Raw genomic sequence first — 23,770 nt, forward strand, 5'->3', positions numbered from 1 at the left:
GTTTTACAGAAATGATTGAACGGACGGGAAGAAGCACTTTATTTTCTGTTATAATAAAAGGGCATAAAAATTTAAGGAGCGAGCGTTTATGATTTCACGTTATACGAGAGATGAAATGGCAGCAATCTGGACAGATGAAAATAAATATAAAGCCTGGCTGGAAGTTGAGATTCTGGCGGCGGAAGCATGGGCGGCACTCGGCATCATCCCTAAAGATGAAGTGAAAAACATCCGGCCGAATGCGAAGATCGATGTGGACCGCATACTTGAAATAGAAGCGGAGACGCGTCATGATGTCGTCGCATTTACAAGACAGGTGTCGGAGACACTCGGCGAAGAGAAAAAATGGGTGCACTACGGACTGACTTCGACGGATGTCGTGGATACGGCGCAGAACTACATAATCAAACAGGCGAATGAAGTGATTGAAAAAGATATTGAACGTTTCATCGAAGTGCTCGGCGAGCGTGCAAAAGAACATAAGACGACATTGATGATGGGACGTACGCACGGCGTGCATGCGGAGCCGACGACGTTCGGGGTCAAACTCGCTTTATGGTATATGGAAATGAAACGCAACCTGAAGCGTTTCAAAGCGGTAAGGGAAGAAATCGAAGTGGGCAAAATGAGCGGCGCTGTCGGTACATTCGCAAACATCCCGCCTGAAGTGGAAGAGTATGTATGTGAGCATCTCGGCCTCGATTTTGCAGAAGTGTCCACGCAGACGCTGCAGCGTGACCGTCATGCCCATTACATCAGCGTGCTTGCACTGATCGCGACGTCAATCGAAAAATTTGCAGTGGAAATCAGAGGCCTCCAGAAGACGGAAACACGTGAAGTGGAAGAGTCGTTCGGCAAAGGCCAGAAAGGTTCCAGCGCAATGCCGCATAAACGGAATCCGATCGGCAGTGAGAACGTAACCGGTCTTGCACGCGTCATCCGCGGCTACATTTCAACAGCGTATGAAAATGTGCCGCTCTGGCATGAAAGGGATATTTCCCATTCATCGGCGGAGCGTATCATGCTGCCGGACGTGACAATTGCTCTGAACTATATGTTGAACAGATTTACAAACCTCGTTAAAAACCTGACGGTGTTTGAAGACAATATGAAAAACAATATTGATAAGACGTTCGGCCTCGTCTACTCACAACGCGTCATGCTGACGATGATCGATAAAGGACTTGCGAGAGAAGAGGCGTACGACCTCGTCCAACCGAAGGCGATGGAATCATGGGAGACAAAAGTGCCGTTCAAGGAACTGATTTCAGCAGATGAACGGATCACTGAAGTGCTGGCCCAGGAAGAGATAGACGGTCTGTTCGATGAAAACCATCACCTGCAGCGTGTTGACGTCATCTTCAGACGTGCAGGCCTCGAGTAAAATAAAAAGAGGTGTGAATGTGAATTTTACAACTCGTGTACTTTTAATCGTGACAATGCTCCTGGTGGTTGCAGGCTGCGGGAACGGAGAAGCGGAGCCGTCCGATGCGCCGTTCGACGCTTTCAGCAAGACCATCGAAGCATACGATGTCAGTGAGCTTGCCGTACCGACATGGAGAGATGTGGACGGCGTCACGTATATCAATGATATTTTGATCGTCAATGAAGAATACGGTCTGCCGGCCGACTACAATCCGGGTGTCGAACCGGAAGTCATCGAAGCATATACCGAACTGATCGAGGATGCGGCGGCGGAAGGGTTTGACCTCGTCATCGTCAGCGGGTTCCGTTCGTATCAGGACCAGGTGGAAGTGTATGATCATTTTGTAGAGACACTCGGACAGGAAGCGGCGGATCTCCGTACGCTGCAGGCAGGACATTCCGAGCATCAGTCGGGTCTTGCAGTGGATATCGGTTCGGTGGAAAGCGCCTCGACCGCTGCAATTCCGTTCGGTGAAACGCCTGACTATGAATGGATGAAAGATGTTGCGCATGAGTACGGCTTCATCATCCGTTATCAGGAAGGCAAGGAAGACATTACCGGCCTCGGCTATGAGCCGTGGCATATCAGATATGTCGGCGAAAAAGCGGCAACAGAAATATATGCACAGGAGCTGGTCCTTGAAGAGTATTTGGGGATCGATTGAACCGGCGTCATGATAAGTCATTCTTATCATGACGTTTTTTATATAATTTGACGAATTCACATATAATTAATAAAAAGATGCCCGTGAAAATGATATAATATTTTTATGAAATTTATTGGGAGTTTTTAATATGTTAAAAGATGCAAAGCATATATTCAAATTGGATCCCGCGAAGGAAATAACGGATGAAGACCTGGAAAAGATTGCAGAATCCGACACGAATCTGATTCTGGTCGGCGGTACGGATAACGTGACCGAGGATAATGTTTTGAATGCATTATCCAGAGTCAGGCGGTTTTCAAAATCCGTCGCTCTCGAAGTGACCAACAAGGATGCGGTCATGCCCGGATTCGATCATTACTTTATTCCGAGCGTCTTCAATACTTCAAATATCAGATGGCAGCACGGCCTGATGCTGGAAGCGCTTCGGGAGTACAGCCACCTGATAGACTATGAGGACATTTCAATGCTGCCTTACATCATTATGAATGAAGACTGCAAAGCATTTGAAAAGGCTGAGGCGAAGCCGGTCACAGCAGACGAACTGCCGCACTATATCGACATGATAGATAAGCTGTACAAAGCGGAGTATGTGTATATAGAGTACAGTGGTATGTACGGCGATCCGGAGATGATGGATATCGTGAGTCAGCATACGGATAACACGCATGTCATTTACGGCGGCGGCATCTCATCAAAGGAACAGGCAAAGGAAATGTCACAGTATGCCGATACGATAGTCGTCGGCAACATCATTCATGAAGACGTTAAAAAGGCGCTTCGTACAATCATTAAATAAAATGGAGTTTTTAAAAATGGATTTATCATTGATGAATAAAGAACAAAAAGCAGCAATCCAGCATACGGAAGGGCCGCTCCTGATCATGGCGGGGGCGGGCAGTGGCAAGACACGCGTACTGACACACCGCATCGCATATCTTTTGGCTGAAAAGGGTGTGCCGCCGTACAACGTGCTGGCCATCACTTTTACAAATAAGGCGGCACGGGAAATGAAGGACCGCGTGCATGCACTCATTCCAAACGCGGATGATGCGAACAAAATATGGATTTCAACCTTCCACTCGATGTGTGTCAGAATACTGCGCCGTGATATCAACCATCTCGGATATGAAAACAGTTTTTCAATCCTGGACCCGACAGACCAGAATTCGGTCGTCAAAGGCATTTTGAAAAACAGAAACCTGGATACGAAGCAGCATCACCCGAGAAAGATACTGTCCTACATATCGGATAAGAAAAACCAGCTGATTGATCCGGCGGAAGCCATGTCTGAATCTGTGGGCTTTTCAGACGACCTGTACAGTCAGATATACAAAGATTATCAGGAAATACTTTACCGCAACAGTTCACTCGATTTTGACGACCTCATCATGCTGACGATCGAACTGTTCAAAAAGGAACCGCAGGTGCTCGACTACTACCAGAACCGTTTCCAATACATCCATGTCGACGAGTATCAGGATACGAACGAAGCGCAGTATGAACTGGTGAACCTGCTGTCGCAAAAATTCCGCAACATCTGTGTCGTCGGTGACTCCGACCAGTCGATCTATAAATTCCGCGGTGCAAATATTGAAAACATCCTGAATTTCGAAAACGATTATAAAGATGCGAAAGTGATCTTCCTTGAACAGAACTACCGTTCGACGAAAACGATTCTGGATGCAGCGAACGCTGTCATCGGCAACAACACATCAAGAAAACCGAAGGACCTGCGCACCGTACGCCAGGGCGGTAAGAAAATAAAGACCATCCTGGCTGATTCCGAGCGTGCAGAAGGCCAGGAAATCTTAAGGCACGTCATGGACCTTTCAAGCGAGTATTCATACGGTGACATGGCTGTTCTGTACCGTGCGAACTCACAGTCACGTGCAGTCGAGGATGCATTCGTCAAAGGGAGCGTTCCGTATAAGATGATCGGCGGCATGAAGTTCTACAGCCGTATGGAAATAAAAGATCTGATGAGCTATTTGAAAGTCATTCAGAATCCGCATGACGACATCAGTTTTGAACGCATCATCAATACGCCGAAGCGGGGCATCGGTCAGAAGACGGTCGAAAAACTGCTCAACTACGGCAGCATCAATGGACTGAGCATGTATGACGCCATCAAGGAAGCAGATTTCACCGGCATTCCAAAAGGCGCGATACTGACATTGATGAAGCTTGAAGAGATGATTGAAAATCTGCGGGAAAAATCAAAGTATCTGTCCATTACCGAACTTGTGGATGAAGTGCTTGAAGATACAGGATATATCAGCGTGCTTGAAAAAGAAGATACGCTGGAATCGACGAGCCGTATAGAAAACTTGGAAGAGTTCAAGACGGTTACGAGAGAATTCGACAATGATAACGATGTGTCGGATGAACTTTTGTTCAACTTCTTAAGTGACATGGCGCTCGTATCCGACCAGGACAGCGTAGAAGCGGACTCGGGGGTCACTCTGATGACGATGCACGCCTCAAAAGGTCTGGAATTCAAAGTGATCTTCATCGTCGGGCTTGAAGAAGGAATTTTCCCGTCACAGAGAGTGATGTTCGACGAAGATGAACTGGAAGAGGAACGCCGCCTGATGTATGTTGCACTGACACGTGCCGAAGACCAGCTGTTCCTTTCAAGAGCCGATTCACGCATGATCTACGGTAAAATAGAGAGCAACGTCGAAAGCCGGTTTTTAAAAGAGATTCCGTCTGAACTGATCGACGGTGAAGTGGTGGAAATCGATTCAAGGAAAACTCAAAATCCATTTGCGAAAAAGAGCAGCCGTCCGCATCGCAGAACGCCGACGGTCCTTACGGATAACAGCGGCGTGACTTTCAAAGTCGGTGACAAAGTCGGCCACAAGAAATTCGGAGACGGCATCATTTCGAATATTAAGGGCGAGGGCGATTCCAAAGAACTTGATATCATATTCACCAAAGAAGGGCCGAAGCGTCTGCTTGCCAACTTTGCACCGTTAGAAAAAAAGGAGTAGATGATTCATGGAAGAGAAAATAAAATCATTGCAGGAGCGGCTGAATCGCTATAATTACGAATATCATGTGCTGGATGCGCCGACTGTTCCGGACAGTGAATTTGATAAATTACTCCGTGAATTGATCGAGCTGGAAACAGAATATCCGGAATATAAAACAGAAACTTCGCCGACGGTCAGAGTCGGCGGGGAAATTCTCGACCGCTTTGTAAAAGTGGCCCATGATACGCCGATGCTGAGTCTCGGCAATGCGTTCAACGAAGAGGAACTCCGAGCGTTTGATAAACGGGTCAGAGACAACGTCGGTGAAGTCGAATATGTCTGTGAGCTGAAAATCGACGGTCTCGCGGTCTCCTTGAAATATGTGGACGGCGTATTCGTCCAGGGGGCGACCCGCGGCGACGGTACGGTGGGTGAGAATATCACGACAAACCTCCGGACCATCAGAGCAATACCGCTGACGCTGAAAGAGCCGATGTCTTTCGAAGTGCGCGGTGAAGCATATATGCCGAAACCGTCCTTCCAGCGTCTGAACGATGCCCGCGCAGAAAAGGGCAAGGCCCTGTTCCAAAACCCCCGTAACGCGGCTGCAGGCTCGCTCAGACAGCTGGATTCGAGACTTGCGGCAGAACGCCATCTGTCGATATTCCTGTACAGTGTGAACGACCTGACAGGACTTGACGCAGACACACAGGACGAGGCGCTCCGTGCGCTGGACGATCTCGGTTTCAAGACGAATAAAGAGCGCAGAAAAGTCGGCAGTATCGATGAAGTAATAGAGTATATCGACCACTGGACGACGCACCGTGCAGCACTCGATTATGATATCGACGGCATCGTCATTAAAGTGAACGATCTTGAAACACAGGAACAGCTGGGCTACACGGTACGCTCGCCGAGATGGGCGGTAGCATATAAGTTTCCGGCAGAAGAAGTTGTCACTGAAATTGAAGACATCGAGCTGACCGTCGGCCGGACAGGTGTCATTACACCGACTGCGATGCTGACACCGGTAAAAGTTGACGGTACAACGGTCGCAAGGGCGTCACTTCACAACCATGAAATGATTGAGGAGAAAGATATCCGCATTAACGATAAAGTCATCATCAGGAAAGCGGGTGACATCATCCCGGAAGTCGTCAGCGTAATTATGGATGCGAGGACAGACCAGCAAGTATATAAGGCCCCGACGACATGTCCGAGCTGCGGGCATGAAACGGTCAAGCTGGAAGAAGAAGTCGCCATCCGCTGCATCAACCCGGGTTGTCCGGCGCAGCTTGTTGAAGGCATCATCTATTTTGTATCCCGCGGTGCGATGAACATCGACGGTCTCGGCGAAAAAGTCGTCAAGCAGCTGTATGATGCGGAACTGATTAAAGACATCAGTGATTTATATACATTGAAATACGACGATCTGATTGAACTTGAACGGATGGGTGATAAGAAAGTCACGAATTTATTGAATGCCATCGAAGCATCGAAAGAAAATGACTTGAGCAAAGTGCTGATCGGTCTCGGCATCCGTTTCCTCGGAGCGAAAGCATCAACACTGATTGCAGAAGCGTTCAAAGATATCGATACAATCATTTCAAAAGAAGAAGCGGACTTTATTCAAATACCTGAAATCGGTGAAAAGATAGCGAAATCCATCGTTACCTACACACATAATCCGGACTTCCAGGAACTGATTGCGAAACTGAAAAGATACGGTGTGAACATGACTGAAGAAGTGGTTGTGCCTGAAACGGCCACTTTCGATGGAATGACGTTCGTTCTCACCGGAAAGCTTGAGCAGCTGACACGTAACGAGGCGAAAGCCATGATTGAAAATGCCGGCGGAAAAGTGACGGGCAGTGTATCCAAAAATACAGATGTTGTCGTTGCCGGAGAGGATGCGGGCAGTAAATTGGAAAAGGCGCAATCCTTGGATGTTACAATATGGAATGAGAATGAATTTATTGAAAATATGGAGTAATCATTATGAAATTTAAATCGCTATTGATATTCATGGTTTTTGTGCTCGCCGCCTGTGGATCGGACGTGCAGGAGATCAGTGATGAGACGACAGAGGAAGACGAGAATATTACAAGAGTACCGACTGCCGAACGCGAAGAAACAGTGACAAACAGTAATGATGAACAAGACCATTATCAAACTGTCATACCATATGAGATTTCACCTTCAAGAGGGCTGACGAGCAGCAATATGGTTTCAAGCTATAATATCGAAGCGTTTGAAAAAGGGCTCTTTGATATCAGTAAAAATGTCTTCTCGACAGATGAATATGTATTCCGTGAAGGTCAGATATTCACTGAAGATATGGTCAGAGGTTTTCTCGGCAGGGAGTACACGCGTGAAGAGATCGAAGAAATGTCGGATGATGAACTCAACGACAGCAATGCCTTCAGCAACCTCGGGCTGAACCCTTCAACGGAAGGACTGACAGACCCGGAAAGAATTGCCGAAGAAGCGCCGCTCTACCTTTCACACATTTTGGAACAGAATTATCTGACGCAGGATGAGGAAGGGAATACGACGCTCGACGGCATTACAATCGGGCTCGCGATGAACAGTACACACTATTATCAGCGTGAAGAATACGGGACGACCTATTCGAAAAGTCTCGATGCCGATGAAGTGGAGCGGCAGGGCCAGCTGATGGCCAATGAAATACTCGAGAGACTGAGAGCAAACGAGCAGTACAGCGATCAGACGATTACATTCGGTATATTTGTCCAGTCGACAGATACATCAATCACACCAGGCAATTTCATATCATATGCAGTTGCTGAAGGCGGCGAGGATGAATTATCCTCATTTACGGAAGTGGATGAAGAGTACGTGATGTTCCCGTCGTCAGAAGGCAGGGAAGTCAGTGAACAGGTCAACAGCGATTACCAGCTGTTCAACAGAAACCTGTCCTCATACTTTGATAACTTCACAACATCCGTCGGCTACGGCAGATTTATAGACGGCTCACTGGAATCCCTGACGATTGAAGTGCCCGTGCAGTACACAAGCCAGGGTGAAATCATCGGTCTCACACAATACGTTGAAGGTCTGATGGGCGAACACTTCTCCGGCTCCAGAGTCGAAGTTTCAATCGAGGATAAGAACGAAACTTATGCCCTCATCACAAAAGATGAAAACGACGAAATCAACACCCATATTTACGAATAAACTGCTTACAGGCGCCCGCCGGTCGTACGACCGGCGGGTATTTTCGTGTCTGGATATTGTGGTAGGACGCGCGACCCGTGCCTTCGCGGGAAAACGACGGCACGAGAAGGGGATTGCCGTGCCTTCGCTGGGAAACGACGGCACGAGAAAAGGATTGCCGTGCCTTCGCGGGAAAACGACGGCACGAGAAGGGGATTGCCGTGCCTTCGCGGGAAAACGACGGCACGAGAAGGGGATTACCGTGCCTTCGCGGGAAAACGACGGCACGGGAAAAGGTATCCCCGACATGGAGCAAAAACGATGCCGGGAGCCAAGACAAAACAGATCCGCCAGTCCGAAAACAGAGAGACAAAAAAAGAACCCGCTCAACCGAGCGGGTCCGATCACAAAATCCTTAAGATTTTATTTTGTTTTAAGAATGCGTTCTGTTTCTTCGAATTCAACATCCATTGCTTTTTGTACTTCTGGTGTAGGAGAAGTAACTTTACTCACTACGATACCAGCGATAGTTGAAAGGATGACACCAGGAATCATTTCATATAATCCTGTACCGAATGTACCAGCTGCAATCCAGATGATGACTGTTGCAGCACCAGTAACGATTGCTGCGACTGCACCATTTCTGTTCATGCCTTTCCAGTGCAATGCAAGGACCATAACCGGTCCGAATGCAGCACCGAAGCCTGCCCATGCGTTTGCAACGATGTTCAGGATCACTGATTCGTCGTCCCATGCAATGATGATTGCAACGATTGAAACGAGAATAACTGAAATACGGCTTGCCAGAACGTACATTTTATCCAGTTCTTCCTTGGACTTCGTTTCTTTAGGAATCATTTTCTTTCTTACAAGCTTATAGAAGTCCTGTACCAGTGAGCTTGAAGTTACAAGCAGCTGGGAAGAAATTGTACTCATGATAGCAGAAAGAATTGCTGCTAGGAAGAAACCACCGATGATCGGGTGGAAGAGTACCTGACTCATTAAGATCAAGATTGTCTCAGGGTCTTCAATAGAATGCTGTGTCTGTTCGATGAATGCGATACCGAGTAAACCGGTTAATGATACACCGATCAGACCAAGTAACATCCAAGAGATGCCGATACGGCGTGCTTTTGGAAGTAGTGTATGACTTCTGATCGACATGAAACGAACAATGATATGCGGCTGACCGAAGTAACCGAAGAACCATGCCAGGTTACTGATGATGGTGACGAATCCGACACCGCTGATCAGTGATAAATACTCCACATCATTTAATGCCCCGAGTTCCGATATTTGAACAAACGGCTCAACATCGTTTCCTGTTAAATAAAACCATGTAACGATTGGAATCAGCACAATTGCGATGATCATGATCGTACCCTGGAAGAGGTCAGTCAGACTCACTGCCAGATAACCGCCGACGAAAGTATAGAAGATAACGATCGCGGCCGTAATGATCAGACCCCAGTGATAAGGCATGTTAAATGCGTTTTCTGCCAGTTTACCACCGGAAACCATACCACTTGCTGTATAAACAGCGAAGAAAATAACGATGACAATACCGGCAACAATTTTTAAAATGTGATTGTTATCTTTAAATCGGTTTTCCAAAAAGTCCGGAATCGTAATTGAGTTTTCCGAGACTTCAGAGTATACGCGTAGTCTTGGTGCAAGTATTATGTAGTTAACGTAAGCACCCAATGTTAAACCAATACCAATCCAGGCACTTGATAAACCAACACTATACATATCTCCGGGCAGCCCCATTAGCATCCAACCGGACATGTCTGATGCACCGGCAGATAATGCAGTGACCCATGGACCGATGTCTCTGCCTCCAAGAGTATATTCATCCAAACTGGATGTAGATTTTTTATAGGCATAAACACCTATCCCAATCAATAATGCAAAATAGAGAAGAACCATTAAGATTTCTACCCATCCTGCGGTAAAACTAAAACCATTCATTGAATTTAGAATCATTTCCTCGCCTCCTGTTAAGTACAATACATAAACGAAATAGGTAATGCAACAAACGATTTTACTATACACATAAATCAAATTGTGCTAACCCTTGATAAGATAGGGGTTTAGGCGCGTGTAAAGATACACAAATAAGTTTACAATATTTGGCTATAATATACAAGTCATTTTTCGGAATTTAAAGAATAATAAAAATATTTGATTTTAATACGGATTATATTGAGATAGATTAGATTTTTACTATGATATTTGATAAAATTTAAATGTTGTTATAAAAACTGGAGGGTTAATATGTCTGAAATTACTACAGATGTCGTAAAACACGTTGCAAACCTTGCAAGAATTGATATCCAGAGTGAAGAAAAAGCTGAAGAATTCACTAAAGAACTGGATGCAATCGTTGATTATGCAAAACAGCTTGACGAATTACAATTATCTGAAACTGAACCGATGTTCCACGCGCTGGATCTTACGAACGTTATGCGTGAGGACGAAGCAAGTGAGCCCCTTTCTCAGGATGAGGCTTTAAGCAATTCAAAATCCACAGAAGACGGACAGTTTAAAGTCCCTAAAATGCTGTAAGGAGGCAGACCGTGAATATTTATGAACTGACAGTAGAAGAACTATATGAAAAAATTGCACAAAAGGAACTGAAGCCTTCAGAGGTGGTCGGCGCTTTATTTGAAGACATTGAAAAGATCGACGACACTTTAGGGTCTTTCCTATTTGTAAATAAAGAGAATGCACTGAAGCAGGCGGAGAAGCTTGATGAACTTCAGGCACAGGATAAAATGGATGGTGAATTATTCGGCGTGCCGATGGGCATCAAGGATAATATCATCACTAAAGATGTACTCACAACATGTGCGAGCCGCATGCTTGAAGATTTCCATCCGATATACGATGCGACCGTAATGGATAAATTGAACGGCGAGTCATCAGTGCTGATGGGTAAAAACAACATGGATGAGTTTGCCATGGGCGGTTCGAACGAGACATCATACTTCAAGAATGTTCGCAATCCATGGGATACAGACGCCGTACCGGGCGGTTCATCAGGTGGTTCGGCTGCGGCGGTTGCTGCAGGTCTTGTGCCGTATTCCCTCGGTTCAGACACAGGCGGATCGGTCAGACAGCCGTCATCATTCTGCGGTGTGGTCGGCATGAAGCCGACATACGGCCGTGTATCACGTTACGGTCTTGTCGCATTCGCATCCAGCCTGGATCAGATTGGACCGATCACGAGAAATGTCCGTGACAACGCGAAGATTTTAAATTTAATTTCAGGTACCCACAATAAGGATGCAACGAGCATGCCAAACGTGGACCAGGACTTCTTAGAAGGCATCGATGCGGACCTCGCAGGCAAGAAGATCGCCGTACCGGAGGAATTCCTCGGCGACGGCATCGATCACGAAGTGACCGATGCCGTTGAAAAGGCAATTAAAACTTTTGAGGATATGGGTGCGACTGTCGACCGGGTTTCATTCCCTCATATTAAATATGTCGTTTCTGCATACTACCTTATCGCCTCAAGTGAAGCGAGCTCAAACCTGGCACGCTTTGACGGTATCCGTTACGGCTACAGGGCGGAAGGTACGGAAACATTGGAAGAGCTTTACAGAAAAACACGCGCTGAAGGATTCGGCGAAGAAGTCAAACGCCGTATCCTGCTCGGAACTTTTGTACTCAGTGCCGGTCACTATGACCAGTACTACATCCGCGCACAGAAACTGCGCAGCAAGCTTGAAGCGGATATGCTGAAGACGTTCGAGGACTATGATCTGGTCATCGGACCGACAACGACAAGTGCTGCATATGATATCGGTGAAAAAATCGATGATAAGCTGAGAATGTACAAAGATGATATTTTAACGATTCCGGCAAACCTGACGGGTATGCCTTCAATTTCAATCCCTTGCGGACTGAGCGAAAAGAAGAGACCAATCGGTTTACAGATTATCGGCAACCACTTCGAGGAATCAAAAGTCTACAATGCAGCATATAAATTCGAAGAAAAATATAACCTTCATGAAGAATTAAAAGAAGTGCAAAAGGAGCTGAGATAAATGCATTTTGAAACGGTTATCGGACTTGAAGTCCACGTTGAATTGAAGACGGCAAGCAAAATGTTTTCAGATGCACCGGCTCATTACGGCCAGGAACCCAATTCAAGTCTGAGTGTCGTAGATTTAGGGTACCCTGGAACATTACCTGTACCGAACAAAGAAGCGATCAATTATGCAATGAAAGCCGCGATGGCGCTGAACATGGACATCGCAGATGTGACCAACTTCGACCGTAAAAACTATTTCTACCCGGATAACCCGACAGCATACCAGATTTCACAGATGGATGATCCGATCGGGCAGAACGGCCATATCGATATCGAGGTGGACGGTGAAACGAGAAGGATCGGCATTACAAGACTCCACCTGGAGGAAGATGCCGGTAAATCGACACATAAGGACGATTATTCTCTGGTGGACTTGAACAGACAGGGCACACCGCTCGTCGAAATCGTATCAGAACCGGATATCCGTACGCCTGAAGAGGCATATAAATATCTGGAAAAACTGAAGGCGATCATCCAGTATACGGGTGTATCCGATGTGAAGATGGAAGAAGGTTCACTCAGATGTGATGCCAACATTTCACTCCGTCCTTACGGCCAGGAAGAGTTTGGTACTAAGGCAGAGCTTAAAAACTTAAACTCATTCAACTTCGTAAGACGCGGCCTTGAGCACGAACAGATCCGTCAGGAGAAAATTCTTCTTAAAGGCGGAGAAATCGAACAGGAAACACGCCGTTACGATGAAAAGACAGGCGAAACGATTTTGATGCGTGTCAAAGAAGGTTCGGATGACTACCGTTATTTCCCGGAACCGGATCTTGTCGACATTCATATCGATGATGAGTGGAAAGAACGTATCAGAAAGACGATTCCTTTATTGCCGGATGCACTGAAAAAGAAGTATATCGAAGATTATAAACTGCCTGAATACGATGCAGAAATCTTAACTTTACGAAAAGAAACTTCAGACTTCTTTAATGAAATGGTTGAAAGCCACGGTGCGGATGCGAAGCTTGCATCGAACTGGGTGATGGGCAACGTCAATGAGTATTTGAATAAAAACCAGGTTGAACTTGCAGATGTCGCACTGACGCCGAAAAACCTGACAGACATGATTGCTCTGATCGAGGATGGCACCATCTCAAGCAAGCAGGCGAAAAAAGTATTCACTGTATTGATTGAAAAAGGCGGAGAAGCCAAGTCTGTCGTGAAAGAACTCGGTATGGAACAGATTTCCGACCCTGCAGTTCTGACTGAAATGGTGACGGAAGTGCTGGACGATAACCCGCAGTCAATCGATGACTATAAAAATGGTAAAGACCGTGCCATCGGATTTTTAGTGGGACAGATCATGAAGAAATCCAAAGGGCAGGCGAACCCTAAAATGGTCAACAAAATTCTAATCGAAGAAATCGGTAAGAGATAATATGTATAGAGGCAGACTCAACAATTGAGTCTGCCTTTTCTATATGAAATATATTTTTAGGAGGTGTTGATATTGAGAACAAAAGACCATATTAAAAAGTTCGATAAGCAGGTGGGGGTATATGTGCGCATGCGGGATAACGATAAATTTTCAAAATACCGCAGAAAGCTGTTCGATAAGGCGGCAGGGGATGTGCTGGAAGTCGGCGTGGGGACAGGTTTGAATTTTCCTTATTATGACGAAGTGGAAAAATTGACTGCAGTGGATTTCAGTGAACCGATGATTGCTGAAGCAGAGAAAGAAGCGGCGAAATATCCATTTCCTGTCGACTTCATCCGCAGTGATGCGGAGGCTTTGGAATTTGAAGAAAACTCATTTGATACAATCGTTTCCTCTTTAAGTTTCTGTTCATACAACAATCCTGTGGAATTGTTAAACAAATTCAATGTGTGGTGCAAAGAAGGCGGTCAAATATTATTGCTTGAACACGGACTGGTCACATTCAAACCCCTGCAGTTACTCCAAAAATCAATAGATCCTTTGACGATGCGTATAATCGGCTGTCATCAAAACAGGGATATAGAGAAAATCGCAGCTCGTTCCAACCTTGAAATTACGGGTGTTGAAAGACGCGTGCTCGGCGCTCTTTATTTAATTCAGGCAAAACCAGGAAATTGAAAAGTCATAAGTTGACAGAAAATTTAGATTCATTTAGAATATATTTGACGTGTAATGTAAGCGCATACAACGACATTTAGAATAATACTCATACGCCAAAAACGAACAATGAACCATTTAGGAGGTTTAACATGGCTGGAAACCGTGGAGTTGTTTATCAAGGTAATGGCATTGTAGAAGTAAAGGACATAGACTATCCGGATTTAGTGTTGCGCGAAGGGCCTGGTGTTCCGAAATCGAACGTCGGACGTAAATGTGAACACGGAGTAGTATTAAAAGTCGTTACAACGAATATTTGCGGCAGTGACCAGCACATGGTCCGGGGCAGAACGACAGCGCCTGAAGGACTTGTGCTGGGGCATGAAATTACAGGAGAAGTTGTTGAAGTGGGCAGAGACGTTGAGTTCGTCAAAAAGGGCGATATCGCTTCTGTTCCGTTCAACATCGCATGCGGACGCTGTGTCATGTGCCGTGAACAAAAGACGCACATCTGTCTGAATGTTAACCCTGAAAGACCGGGCGGCGCATACGGCTACGTAGACATGGGCGGCTGGGTAGGCGGCCAATCTGAATATGTCATGGTGCCTTATGCAGATTTCCAACTGCTTGTATTCCCGGACCGCGATCAGGCAATGGAGAAAATTTTAGATTTGACGATGTTATCGGATATTTTCCCGACTGGCTATCACGGGGCAGTATCCGCAGGTGTTAAAACCGGTTCAACCGTTTATGTTGCAGGGGCAGGACCTGTCGGGCTCGCAGCAGCGCACTCGGCACAGTTGCTTGGTGCATCTGTCGTCATTGTCGGGGATATGCAGGAAGAGCGTCTGAAGCAGGCGGAAAGCTTCGGCTGTGAAACGGTCAACCTTGCAAAACATGACAATCTCGGCGAACAGATTGAACAGATTTTAGGCGAACCGATCGTCGACTGTTCCATCGATGCGGTCGGCTTTGAAGCATCCGGACACGGCGAGAATGCTGAAGAACAGCCTGCAGTCGTGCTGAATACGATCATGGATGTTACAAAGGCAGGCGGAAGTCTCGGTATTCCGGGCTTGTACGTTACAGAAGACCCGGGTGCGGCTGATGAAGATGCCAAGACCGGATCGCTTAAAGTGAGATTCGGCCAGGGCTGGGCCAAAGCCCATACATTCGTCACCGGCCAGACGCCGGCGATGCAGTATAACCGTGATCTTATGAAAGCCATATTATCAGGCAGAGCCAACATCGCCAAAGCGGTGAACGCGACAGTCATCGGGCTGGACGACGCACCAAAAGGCTACAGCGACTTTGACAAAGGCGCTTCCAAAAAGTTTGTCATCGATCCGCACGGCTCATTAAAATAAAAACCGGTAGATGATTGATAGAAACCCGGCATCTTGTTGATGTCGGGGCTTTTTGCGTGGTTTTTGGGGTGATGTGCGTGGCTTCCGACATCGTTTTTACGCCATGTCGGGCCCCTCGTGCCATGGCAAGAAAACGACGGCACGAGCTCACACCTCCCGTGCCATGGCAAGAAAACGACGGCACGCGCTCACGCCTCCCGTGCCATGGCAAGAAAACGAAGGCACGCGCTCACGCCTCCCGTGTCATGGCAAGAGAACGACGGCACGCGCTCACGCTTCCCGTGCCATGGCGAGCAAACGAAGGCATGCGCTCACGCTCCCCGTGCCATGGCGAGAAAACGACGGCACGAGCCACCTAATCCGGCTCAACCCGGGCCCCACCTGCATCACTTCCAAAAACAAAGACTGCCGGGCAGGCCGCCCGGCAGTCTCAAAATATTATTCACTTATTAGAAAGCTGTGGATGTTGCCGATGACTTCGGTTTCAACCTCACCTTTCATCAGGTCGTTGTCGTAATCGTAATATTCATCTTCGACGCTGACTTCCTGGTTGTCGATGTAGTAATAATCGTTTTCCGTGAGGTAGGTTGCATCTTCATCCAAAACATTCGCCAGATTTTCGTGTTCATGAACGTTTGCGTTGCCTAACAGTATAACAACTTTGTCGCTGTTATACAGGTTCATGTAGGCGGTTGTCAGTGCGTCCACGTCACGTTCCGGCAGTACTTCGTCGTTGTAGTCCATGATCTGCAATGCATCTACGATGACGGCATCGCTGTTGTCATTGACACTTAATTCATTTAGAGTGGTGGTGTTACTGGATATGTCGAGTCTGTTGAATTGAATTGTATCCGTGTCGAATTGGGCTTCTAAATTTGTCATGAAATCTTCTGTGTAATACCCCGGCAGTAAAACATCAATAATTAATGTTTCATTGTTTTCGACGGCTTGGTTGTACAATTCATCCAGACTTTCCTGGTTAAATGAAATCTGACTGTCTTCTTCTGATGGTTCACTGCTTTCTTCATCAGCATCGGATGTTTCAGTTTCATCATTTGCGCTTTCATCGGATCCTTCATTTCCTTCATCTGCTGCATCGCTTGTGGCGTCTGTGTCTTCGTTGTCTGCTGTCTCATCTGAAGTGTCTGTTTCGTTCGTCAGAGACGCTTGTTCTGTGGATGGGTTCATTGCAAAGTTGACATATAACCCACCTGCAAATAAGATTAAAGCTACAATTAATAATACCTTTTTCATAGAGGCCTCCAAAAAATCATGTATATTATTCATAACATTCTATGTTATAATATGACAAATATAGAAGATATCATTCTATATTATACACTAAATTTTTGGTTTGATAATATATAGGAATGATTAATTATGAATGAATATTATAAAATAGCGAAATCGCACTACATGGAAGCTTCCATGCAGATGCTTGAGCATTTTAAAAAGAGTGTCATAGAGCTTCATCATATAGGGTCCACGAGCATAAAAAAGCTTAACAGTTCCAATGGTATCGATGTCCTTGTTATACTTAAGACGGTAACTGAAGTTTCCGAACTGGAGGATATTCTGATTGCGGAAGGTTATGAAGTGGTATCCGAGTACAACAGCTTCTTTAAAGAGGAGTCTGTTTTTTATGGTCGATTTGGAGAATGTGATGTGAATTTCATCTTCATGTCCGACCGGGATAAAAAATCCGAGATTCTGCTCTTAAAAGAACTGCTTCTGGAAAATGATGAATATCTGCAGGATTTTCAGGAATTAAAACAATTACATAATGAATCAATTATCGACAACGATGAATACCAACATAAAAAAACAAAATTCTTCTCAACATTATTAAAAGAAGCCAAGGACTTGAACATTGTTTAAATTCCTGGCCGCAATCAATCTGATACTGATATTTACAATGCTGTTCCTGTCGACAACGGAATATATATCGCTCATGAAAGGGGTACAGCTTGTTGTTTTCATATTAAGTGTCTATTTATTATTTACTTATTCTAAAAAGAGCAGGAGAAAGAAATGAAGACTGCGAGAATTATATACAACCCCACCTCGGGACGTGAAACGTTTAAAAATGGACTGGCGGATGTTTTGATCCAACTGGAGAAAAACGGATATATAGCAAGTGCACATGCGACAACCAGAGCAGGTGACGCATCAGAAGCGGCACAGAGAGCGTGTGAGATCGGTTTTGATCTTATCATTGCTGTCGGCGGTGACGGCACGGTCAATGAAGTGCTGAATGGCATGGCTGATTTTGAAGAGCGTCCTGATTTAGGTATCATACCGATGGGCACCGTCAATGATTTTGCGTCGGCGCTCTATATCGACAATGACATTGAATCGGCAGTGGACACGATTGTCAACGGACAGACGATGTTTATTGACATCGGTCAGATGAACAGCAAGTATTTCATGAATATTGCCGGCGGCGGGAAGATCACTGCCGTGTCGTATGAAGCGCCGAGTAAGCTGAAGGCGGTTATCGGTACGCTCGCGTACTACGTGAAAGGCATCGAACTGCTGCCGCAGATTACGAGCACAAACATCAGAATCGAGTATGATGAGAATGTATTCGAAGGCGAAGTCATGCTGTTTTTAATTGGTCTGACGAACTCTATCGGCGGCTTTGACAAGCTTGTACCGGACGCAAAATTCAATGATGGAGAGTTCTCCTTACTTTTCGTTGAAAAAATGAGCATACTTGAACTTGGCCGCGTTATGACGATGGCTTCAAGGGGCGAGCACCTGAATCATGAGAAGGTGCACTATGCAAAAGCGAGTGATATCAGAGTGTCATCGTATGATGATGTGCAGCTTAACCTGGACGGTGAGTTCGGCGGTGTACTGCCTGCGCGCTTTGTCAACCACCAGCAGCACATTGCTTTTCGTGTGCCTGATAAATTTTATGAAGAACAAATGTATAATTGATGATAAGGACAACACAGTGATTTTTCACTGTGTTGTTTAGTATTTAATCTACAGGAGGTTAATATGAAGCTCACTATTTTCGCAACGACAGATGTTCACGGCGCAATTTATCCATATAACTATTTCGATCAGAAACCCGTCAATCACGGCCTGATCAATTTAAAATACTATATTGATCAGTATAAAAAAGACCATCCTGACGAGATTGTGATGACAGTGGATAATGGTGATCTGCTCCAGGGGGATGTTTGGAGCGACTATGACGTGGAGCACAGAGACGCACCGCTGATTGCCGGACTTCTGAACGACATGTATGATGTAGTCGGCCTCGGCAACCATGAATTTAATTTTGGGCTGGATTATTTAAATGATATTTTTAATAAAGTAAATATACCAATTATCAATTCGAATATAGATTTTTTGGACAATCCTTTAAAAGATAAAGTGGACAGGCATGTCCTGATGCCGTGTGATACGACGGACGGCAGGCTGAACATCGGATTTGTCAGTGCCGTGCCGACACAGATTATGAAGTGGGACAAATATAACCTGGAAGGCAATGTGGAAGTATCTTCGATGAAAGAGTCCATTGATGCGGAAGTACAGGTGCTGAAAGACCGTGGTGCAGATCTCGTCATTCTTCTGTCCCATTCCGGAATGAGCCGGGCGAAGGAAGATATGGAACGATTCGGTGAGAATCAGACGTTTCTGATGACCTTCCTGAAAGACATCGACGGCATCGTCTTCGGCCATACACACGAACTGTTTCCACATGATGGTTACGAAATCGATGTGAGCACGCTCGATATCGTCAAAGGGACGGTGAACGGCGTGCCGATGGTGCAACCGGGCGTGCAGGCGAGTCATCTCGGCAAGCTGACTTTTGAAATCGACATGACAGACGGCGTGCAGATTACAGATTCCAAAGCCCAGCTGATCAATGCGGAATCGATTGAACTGACACCGGAATACTTATCACGTTATGAAACCCGTCATGATGAAGTGCTCAAATTTCTGAGCACTGAATTCGGAGAAATAAAGACCCCGTGGCACTCGTATTTTTCAAGGGTGGCGCCGTCCTACTCAGTACAGGCAGTGGCCGAAGCGGTTAAGGATTATACTTTTAAAATCAGAGATGACATTGAACTTCCGGATCTTCCGGTACTGGCGTTTTCTTCGGCAGTGAAATCCGGACGCGACGGTGCGACTGACTTTACGGTCATAGATGCGGGAACATTCACTTTGAGCGATGCAATCGATATTTACAAGCATGCGAACAGCTTCAAGATCATCAAAGTGACCGGTGATATACTGAAGGAATGGCTCGAATGGAGCGCCTCCCAGTTTACATCGGATAAAGATGAGAACATCCTGTCCCCGAACCGCTCGCGTGCAGGGTTTCCCGGATACAATTTTGATGTGTTCATCGATCTCGAATATACGATTGATATTTCACAGCCGCCGAGATACTCGAGTTCCGCGAAAAAGATCAGCGATTCACAACGAATCGTCTCGGTTTCATATAGAGGCAGGGAAATCAGACCGGACGATGCGTTCCTCATCCCGGCACACAACTACCGGGTTGCGTATACACCGTTTTTAAGAGACCAGGAAGTGCTGTATGAATCGGATAAATCGATACGTGACATCGTCATCGATTACATGAAAACTGAACCCGAATTTGAACTGAAACATCCAATAACGGTGGTACCTTCCGGCAAATATTACTTTATTTCTGCGACAAAAGCACGGGATTACATCAAAGATGAACCGATCAGGCATATCAGAACAATTGATGATGGTTTCAGCTGGTACGAAATTGAAATGTAAGAGGGATATAAATGACACAACCCGTTAAGAATGAATATTATACAAGTACAGTTTTGGACTATACACACCAGGGACTCGGTGTAGTGAAAATCGACAACTATCCGATCTTCGTCCAGGACGTGCTGAAAGATGAAGAAATAGAATTCAAAGTGATCAAGGCGAATAAAAAGTTCGGCTACGGCAAGATGACAAAAGTGATTGAGCCGGCGCGTGAACGGATTGTACCGCCGTGTGAATATTATTATCAGTGCGGCGGCTGTCAGATTCAGCCGCTCAGTTACAATGAACAGCAGACGTTCAAAAAGGGTACTGTTGAAGCGAACATCAACCGCCAGGCGAAGCTCGGTGTGGATGTGCATGAGACGATCGGCATGGATGCGCCGAGTTATTATCGCAACAAGTCACAGATTCCCGTGCAGAAAGTGAACGGTGAGCTGAAGCTTGGACTGTACAGACCGCGGAGCCATGACATCATTGATATCAAGCACTGCATGATTCAAAAGAACATTCATAACGATATTATGAATGAAGTCCGTGAGCTGCTTAAAACGTTCAATATATCCATTTATGACGAGCATAAGCATAAAGGGCTGCTGCGTCATCTGATCATCCGCTCGAACCATGATGATTCTGAAGTCCAGGTGGGCTTTATTACAAATGGCCATAAAAATCCATTCGGCGATATCATAAAGATACTGGTTGAAAAATTTCCGACGATTACGAGCATCGTTCAGAATATCAACATGGATAAGACAAATGTAATTTACGGTTCCGAGACGAAAGTGCTGTATGGCGCTGAATACATTACCGACCAACTACTCGGCAAAAAATTCAATATCCGTGCGCGTTCGTTTTACCAAGTGAACCATGAACAGACGGAAAAACTGTACAACGAAGCGCTGAAAATTGCTGACTTGAAAGGTGACGAGACAATCATCGATACGTACTGCGGTATCGGGACCATCGGTCAGGTCGCAGCAGATCACGTGAAGAAGATCATCGGAATCGAAGTCGTGGACTCCGCCGTTGAAGATGCCCGAGAGAACGCGAAACTTAACGGCATCGATAATGCAGAGTATTATTTGGGCAAATCCGAAGTCGTTATGAAGCAGCTTGTGGCGGATGGTATCAAGCCGGATCTCGTATTCGTCGACCCGCCGAGAAAAGGCTGTCATGAAGACTTTTTGAACAGTCTGGTTGAAGTGGCACCGGAAAAGATCGTTTATATTTCATGTAACCCGAGCACGCTGCAGCGGGACTTGAAAATATTGAGCGAGCAAGGCGGTTATTCAGTCAACCCGGTCACGCCGGTGGATCTCTTCCCACAGACAAACCATGTGGAAGCAGTGACGATGCTGACGAAACAGTGATGGGGAGATTATGGACTACTTACGACGGTAAAGGTGAGCAATATAAAATGACCAACCGCGATAAGAAATAGAACTTTCCTTGAAGTATTTGAACAACTCAGATATATTTGAAGCATAAACCAAATACGTTCCAACTGGGGGCAGTCTGAAAGGCTTGAGAAGTACCCTTTGAACCTGAACTGGTTAATACCAGCGGAGGGAAGTGGATAAATTTATTATTGAATAAAAATCAAATCAATATATAAACATCAATCCTTTCCTCCTTCAGTCGGAACGACTCACAGGAGGAATTTTTTTATGCGTTTTTCAGAAGAGTTGAGAGAAAGAACGAAAGACAGCTGGGACAAAAGTGTGAATCACCCGTTTGTAAAGGACATCGCCAAAGGCGATCTGCCGCTTGAAACATTCAAGAATTATATTATGCAGGATATTTATTATTTGAAGCATTACGGGAAAGTCCATGCATTCGCAGCGGCTCATGCGGATGACTTCAGTGTGTCTGCGAGCCTGGCTGAAAAAGCGAAGACTACTGCTGAAGCGGAACTGACGGTCCATAAGGAACATGCTGAAATTTTGAACATCACAGATGAGGATATCAAAAACTTCAAACCGGCACCGACAGCCTATGCCTATACGTCACATTTGTACAGGGCATCATTATCAGGCAGCCTCGCTCAGATCATCGCGGCAATACTGCCGTGCTACTGGCTGTATGCGGATATCGGGATGAAATATAAAGACGAGAATCCGGATGAGGAAATCTACCGCAACTGGATTCAGATGTACGCCAGCGACTGGTTCCAGGAATCGACGCAGGAAATGATTGATCTCATGGATGAACTGGCAGACAAAGCCGGCGAGGATGAAAGGAAAAAAATCATCGAACAGTTTGTCATCGCAAAAAACTATGAACTGGCATTCTGGGAGATGTCATATACTTTTGAGAAGTGGCTGTCGGAAGCGTAATGTATGTTTTATTCGTCTGTATCAAGGGAAGATGGAGAGAAAGCGTATACAATGAAGCATCTTTTCATTAGAACACATAAACGCAACTTTAAGAGGGGGCAGAATTTTATGTCTGTAAGAAAAGATATTAGCCGTATTAACGAAAAAGAGGATGCAATAGGGGTACTGACGTTATATTTGAACACGGATGCAAGTAACCCGGATTTGAATAACGGTGAGTGGAAAATCCACTTGAAAAACGAGATTAAGGAAATGAAGAATTATGCTGATAATACAGCACAGGAACCTGAGAAGAAAGTATTGAAGAAACTGCTTAAAAAGGTTGAGGGCCGCGTAGGAGAGTTGCAGATGGAACTGCAGAAAGGTCTGATGATTACAGCTTCGGCCGACGAGGAGCTGTGGGAAGAAAAGATTCTGCAGGTACCTGTCACAACCACACTGCATTGGGAGAAGATACCTGCCATGCAGCAGCTTCAGGCGATGGTCCAGAAGTATCCGAAATCAGCAATCATCGTACTGCAACAGATGGATGCGCGTTTTATTGAAACAGAGCTCGGCTCCATCATCGATGAGCTCACTTTCAGCTGGGATTTGAACCGTGAAGACTGGCTCGACTACAGCAGCGGTGTATCAGTCGGCTCAAGGGGTTCCAACCAGGACCATTTTGAACGCCGTTTCGATGAAAATAAAAACCGTTGGTATAAAAATCTCGCACCAAGGCTCGGTAAAGAGATCAAAGACCGCGGACTGGAAGGTGCCTACCTCGTCGGAAGCAACGAATTGGTTCCGGATCTCGAGGAGCATATGCATGAAGGACACCTGCTTGGTGTGCTGACCAAAAACATCGGCATGAAACCGAACCATGAAATCGTAAGCGAAATATATCAGGACTTAATTTAACATTCA

Annotated in this window: 19 protein-coding genes and 1 riboswitch; of the genes, 17 read left to right on the forward strand and 2 right to left on the reverse strand. The window is 45.7% G+C overall.

All coding sequences use genetic code 11. The features are described from left to right. Positions 1 to 88 precede the first annotated feature (88 nt). The 6 genes from purB to BO48_RS10670 all read left to right on the forward strand — a co-directional run bounded on the left by purB (position 89) and on the right by BO48_RS10670 (position 8,266). Entirely contained in the window at positions 89 to 1,384 is a 1,296-nt protein-coding gene (purB, locus tag BO48_RS10645; RefSeq protein ID WP_496367447.1) for an adenylosuccinate lyase, read from the forward strand. 19 nt (positions 1,385 to 1,403) lie between these two features. After that, positions 1,404 to 2,090 (forward strand): M15 family metallopeptidase, encoded by a 687-nt coding sequence (locus tag BO48_RS10650; RefSeq protein ID WP_496367448.1) that lies wholly within the window; start codon positions 1,404 to 1,406, stop codon positions 2,088 to 2,090. A gap of 130 nt (positions 2,091 to 2,220) precedes the next feature. Further along, positions 2,221 to 2,889 (forward strand): heptaprenylglyceryl phosphate synthase, encoded by a 669-nt coding sequence (pcrB, locus tag BO48_RS10655; RefSeq protein WP_496367449.1) that lies wholly within the window; start codon positions 2,221 to 2,223, stop codon positions 2,887 to 2,889. Between the two features lies 1 nt (position 2,890). Then, a complete protein-coding gene (pcrA, locus tag BO48_RS10660) occupies positions 2,891 to 5,086 on the forward strand; it encodes a DNA helicase PcrA (protein ID WP_496367483.1) in 2,196 nt (731 codons plus the stop codon). A gap of 7 nt (positions 5,087 to 5,093) precedes the next feature. Then, complete coding sequence (gene ligA / locus BO48_RS10665; RefSeq protein WP_496367450.1) at positions 5,094 to 7,061, forward strand: NAD-dependent DNA ligase LigA; 1,968 nt, start codon at positions 5,094 to 5,096, stop codon at positions 7,059 to 7,061. Between the two features lie 5 nt (positions 7,062 to 7,066). Beyond that, positions 7,067 to 8,266, forward strand: a complete 1,200-nt coding sequence (locus BO48_RS10670; protein WP_496367451.1) for a CamS family sex pheromone protein — start codon at positions 7,067 to 7,069, stop codon at positions 8,264 to 8,266. 402 nt (positions 8,267 to 8,668) lie between these two features. Here BO48_RS10670 and putP read toward each other — a convergent pair whose 3' ends face one another. After that, the gene (gene putP, locus BO48_RS10675) at positions 8,669 to 10,231 is read right to left on the reverse strand and encodes a sodium/proline symporter PutP (RefSeq protein WP_496367452.1); all 1,563 of its coding nucleotides are present in this window, start codon (positions 10,229 to 10,231) and stop codon (positions 8,669 to 8,671) included. Between the two features lie 291 nt (positions 10,232 to 10,522). On the opposite strand from putP, the gene gatC reads away from it, so the two are divergent. From gatC to fdhA, 5 genes are all read left to right on the forward strand, one after another. Beyond that, on the forward strand, positions 10,523 to 10,813 hold the full coding sequence (gatC, locus tag BO48_RS10680) for an Asp-tRNA(Asn)/Glu-tRNA(Gln) amidotransferase subunit GatC (protein ID WP_496367453.1): 291 nt from the start codon (positions 10,523 to 10,525) through the stop codon (positions 10,811 to 10,813). Positions 10,814 to 10,824: 11 nt separating this feature from the next. Further along, entirely contained in the window at positions 10,825 to 12,300 is a 1,476-nt protein-coding gene (gatA, locus tag BO48_RS10685) for an Asp-tRNA(Asn)/Glu-tRNA(Gln) amidotransferase subunit GatA (RefSeq protein ID WP_496367454.1), read from the forward strand. Then, positions 12,301 to 13,731 carry an Asp-tRNA(Asn)/Glu-tRNA(Gln) amidotransferase subunit GatB gene (gatB, locus tag BO48_RS10690; protein ID WP_496367455.1) on the forward strand — a complete coding sequence of 477 codons (1,431 nt, stop codon included), beginning with the start codon at positions 12,301 to 12,303 and terminating at the stop codon, positions 13,729 to 13,731. It begins immediately after the preceding gene. A 72-nt stretch (positions 13,732 to 13,803) separates the two neighbouring features. After that, complete coding sequence (locus BO48_RS10695) at positions 13,804 to 14,409, forward strand: class I SAM-dependent methyltransferase (protein WP_496367456.1); 606 nt, start codon at positions 13,804 to 13,806, stop codon at positions 14,407 to 14,409. Between the two features lie 131 nt (positions 14,410 to 14,540). After that, positions 14,541 to 15,755: a formaldehyde dehydrogenase, glutathione-independent gene (gene fdhA / locus BO48_RS10700; RefSeq protein ID WP_496367457.1), complete on the forward strand. Its 1,215-nt coding sequence runs from the start codon at positions 14,541 to 14,543 to the stop codon at positions 15,753 to 15,755. A gap of 438 nt (positions 15,756 to 16,193) precedes the next feature. Here fdhA and BO48_RS10705 read toward each other — a convergent pair whose 3' ends face one another. Beyond that, positions 16,194 to 17,009, reverse strand: coding sequence for a hypothetical protein (locus tag BO48_RS10705; RefSeq protein ID WP_496367458.1), 816 nt, complete (start codon positions 17,007 to 17,009; stop codon positions 16,194 to 16,196). 126 nt (positions 17,010 to 17,135) lie between these two features. On the opposite strand from BO48_RS10705, the gene BO48_RS10710 reads away from it, so the two are divergent. The 6 genes from BO48_RS10710 to BO48_RS10735 all read left to right on the forward strand — a co-directional run bounded on the left by BO48_RS10710 (position 17,136) and on the right by BO48_RS10735 (position 23,764). Beyond that, a complete protein-coding gene (locus tag BO48_RS10710) occupies positions 17,136 to 17,633 on the forward strand; it encodes a GrpB family protein (RefSeq protein WP_496367459.1) in 498 nt (165 codons plus the stop codon). 153 nt (positions 17,634 to 17,786) lie between these two features. Then, on the forward strand, positions 17,787 to 18,698 hold the full coding sequence (locus BO48_RS10715) for a diacylglycerol kinase (protein ID WP_496367460.1): 912 nt from the start codon (positions 17,787 to 17,789) through the stop codon (positions 18,696 to 18,698). A gap of 63 nt (positions 18,699 to 18,761) precedes the next feature. Further along, complete coding sequence (locus BO48_RS10720) at positions 18,762 to 20,528, forward strand: 5'-nucleotidase C-terminal domain-containing protein (protein WP_496367461.1); 1,767 nt, start codon at positions 18,762 to 18,764, stop codon at positions 20,526 to 20,528. A gap of 11 nt (positions 20,529 to 20,539) precedes the next feature. After that, the gene (gene rlmD / locus BO48_RS10725) at positions 20,540 to 21,898 is read left to right on the forward strand and encodes a 23S rRNA (uracil(1939)-C(5))-methyltransferase RlmD (protein WP_496367462.1); all 1,359 of its coding nucleotides are present in this window, start codon (positions 20,540 to 20,542) and stop codon (positions 21,896 to 21,898) included. 126 nt (positions 21,899 to 22,024) lie between these two features. Beyond that, positions 22,025 to 22,116: riboswitch (TPP riboswitch) on the forward strand. Positions 22,117 to 22,195: 79 nt separating this feature from the next. Then, on the forward strand, positions 22,196 to 22,864 hold the full coding sequence (gene tenA / locus BO48_RS10730; protein ID WP_496367463.1) for a thiaminase II: 669 nt from the start codon (positions 22,196 to 22,198) through the stop codon (positions 22,862 to 22,864). A gap of 108 nt (positions 22,865 to 22,972) precedes the next feature. Next, a complete protein-coding gene (locus tag BO48_RS10735; RefSeq protein WP_496367464.1) occupies positions 22,973 to 23,764 on the forward strand; it encodes a VLRF1 family aeRF1-type release factor in 792 nt (263 codons plus the stop codon). The last annotated feature ends 6 nt before the right edge of the window (positions 23,765 to 23,770 follow it).

The organism is Lacicoccus kunmingensis DSM 17847, assembly GCF_059568765.1.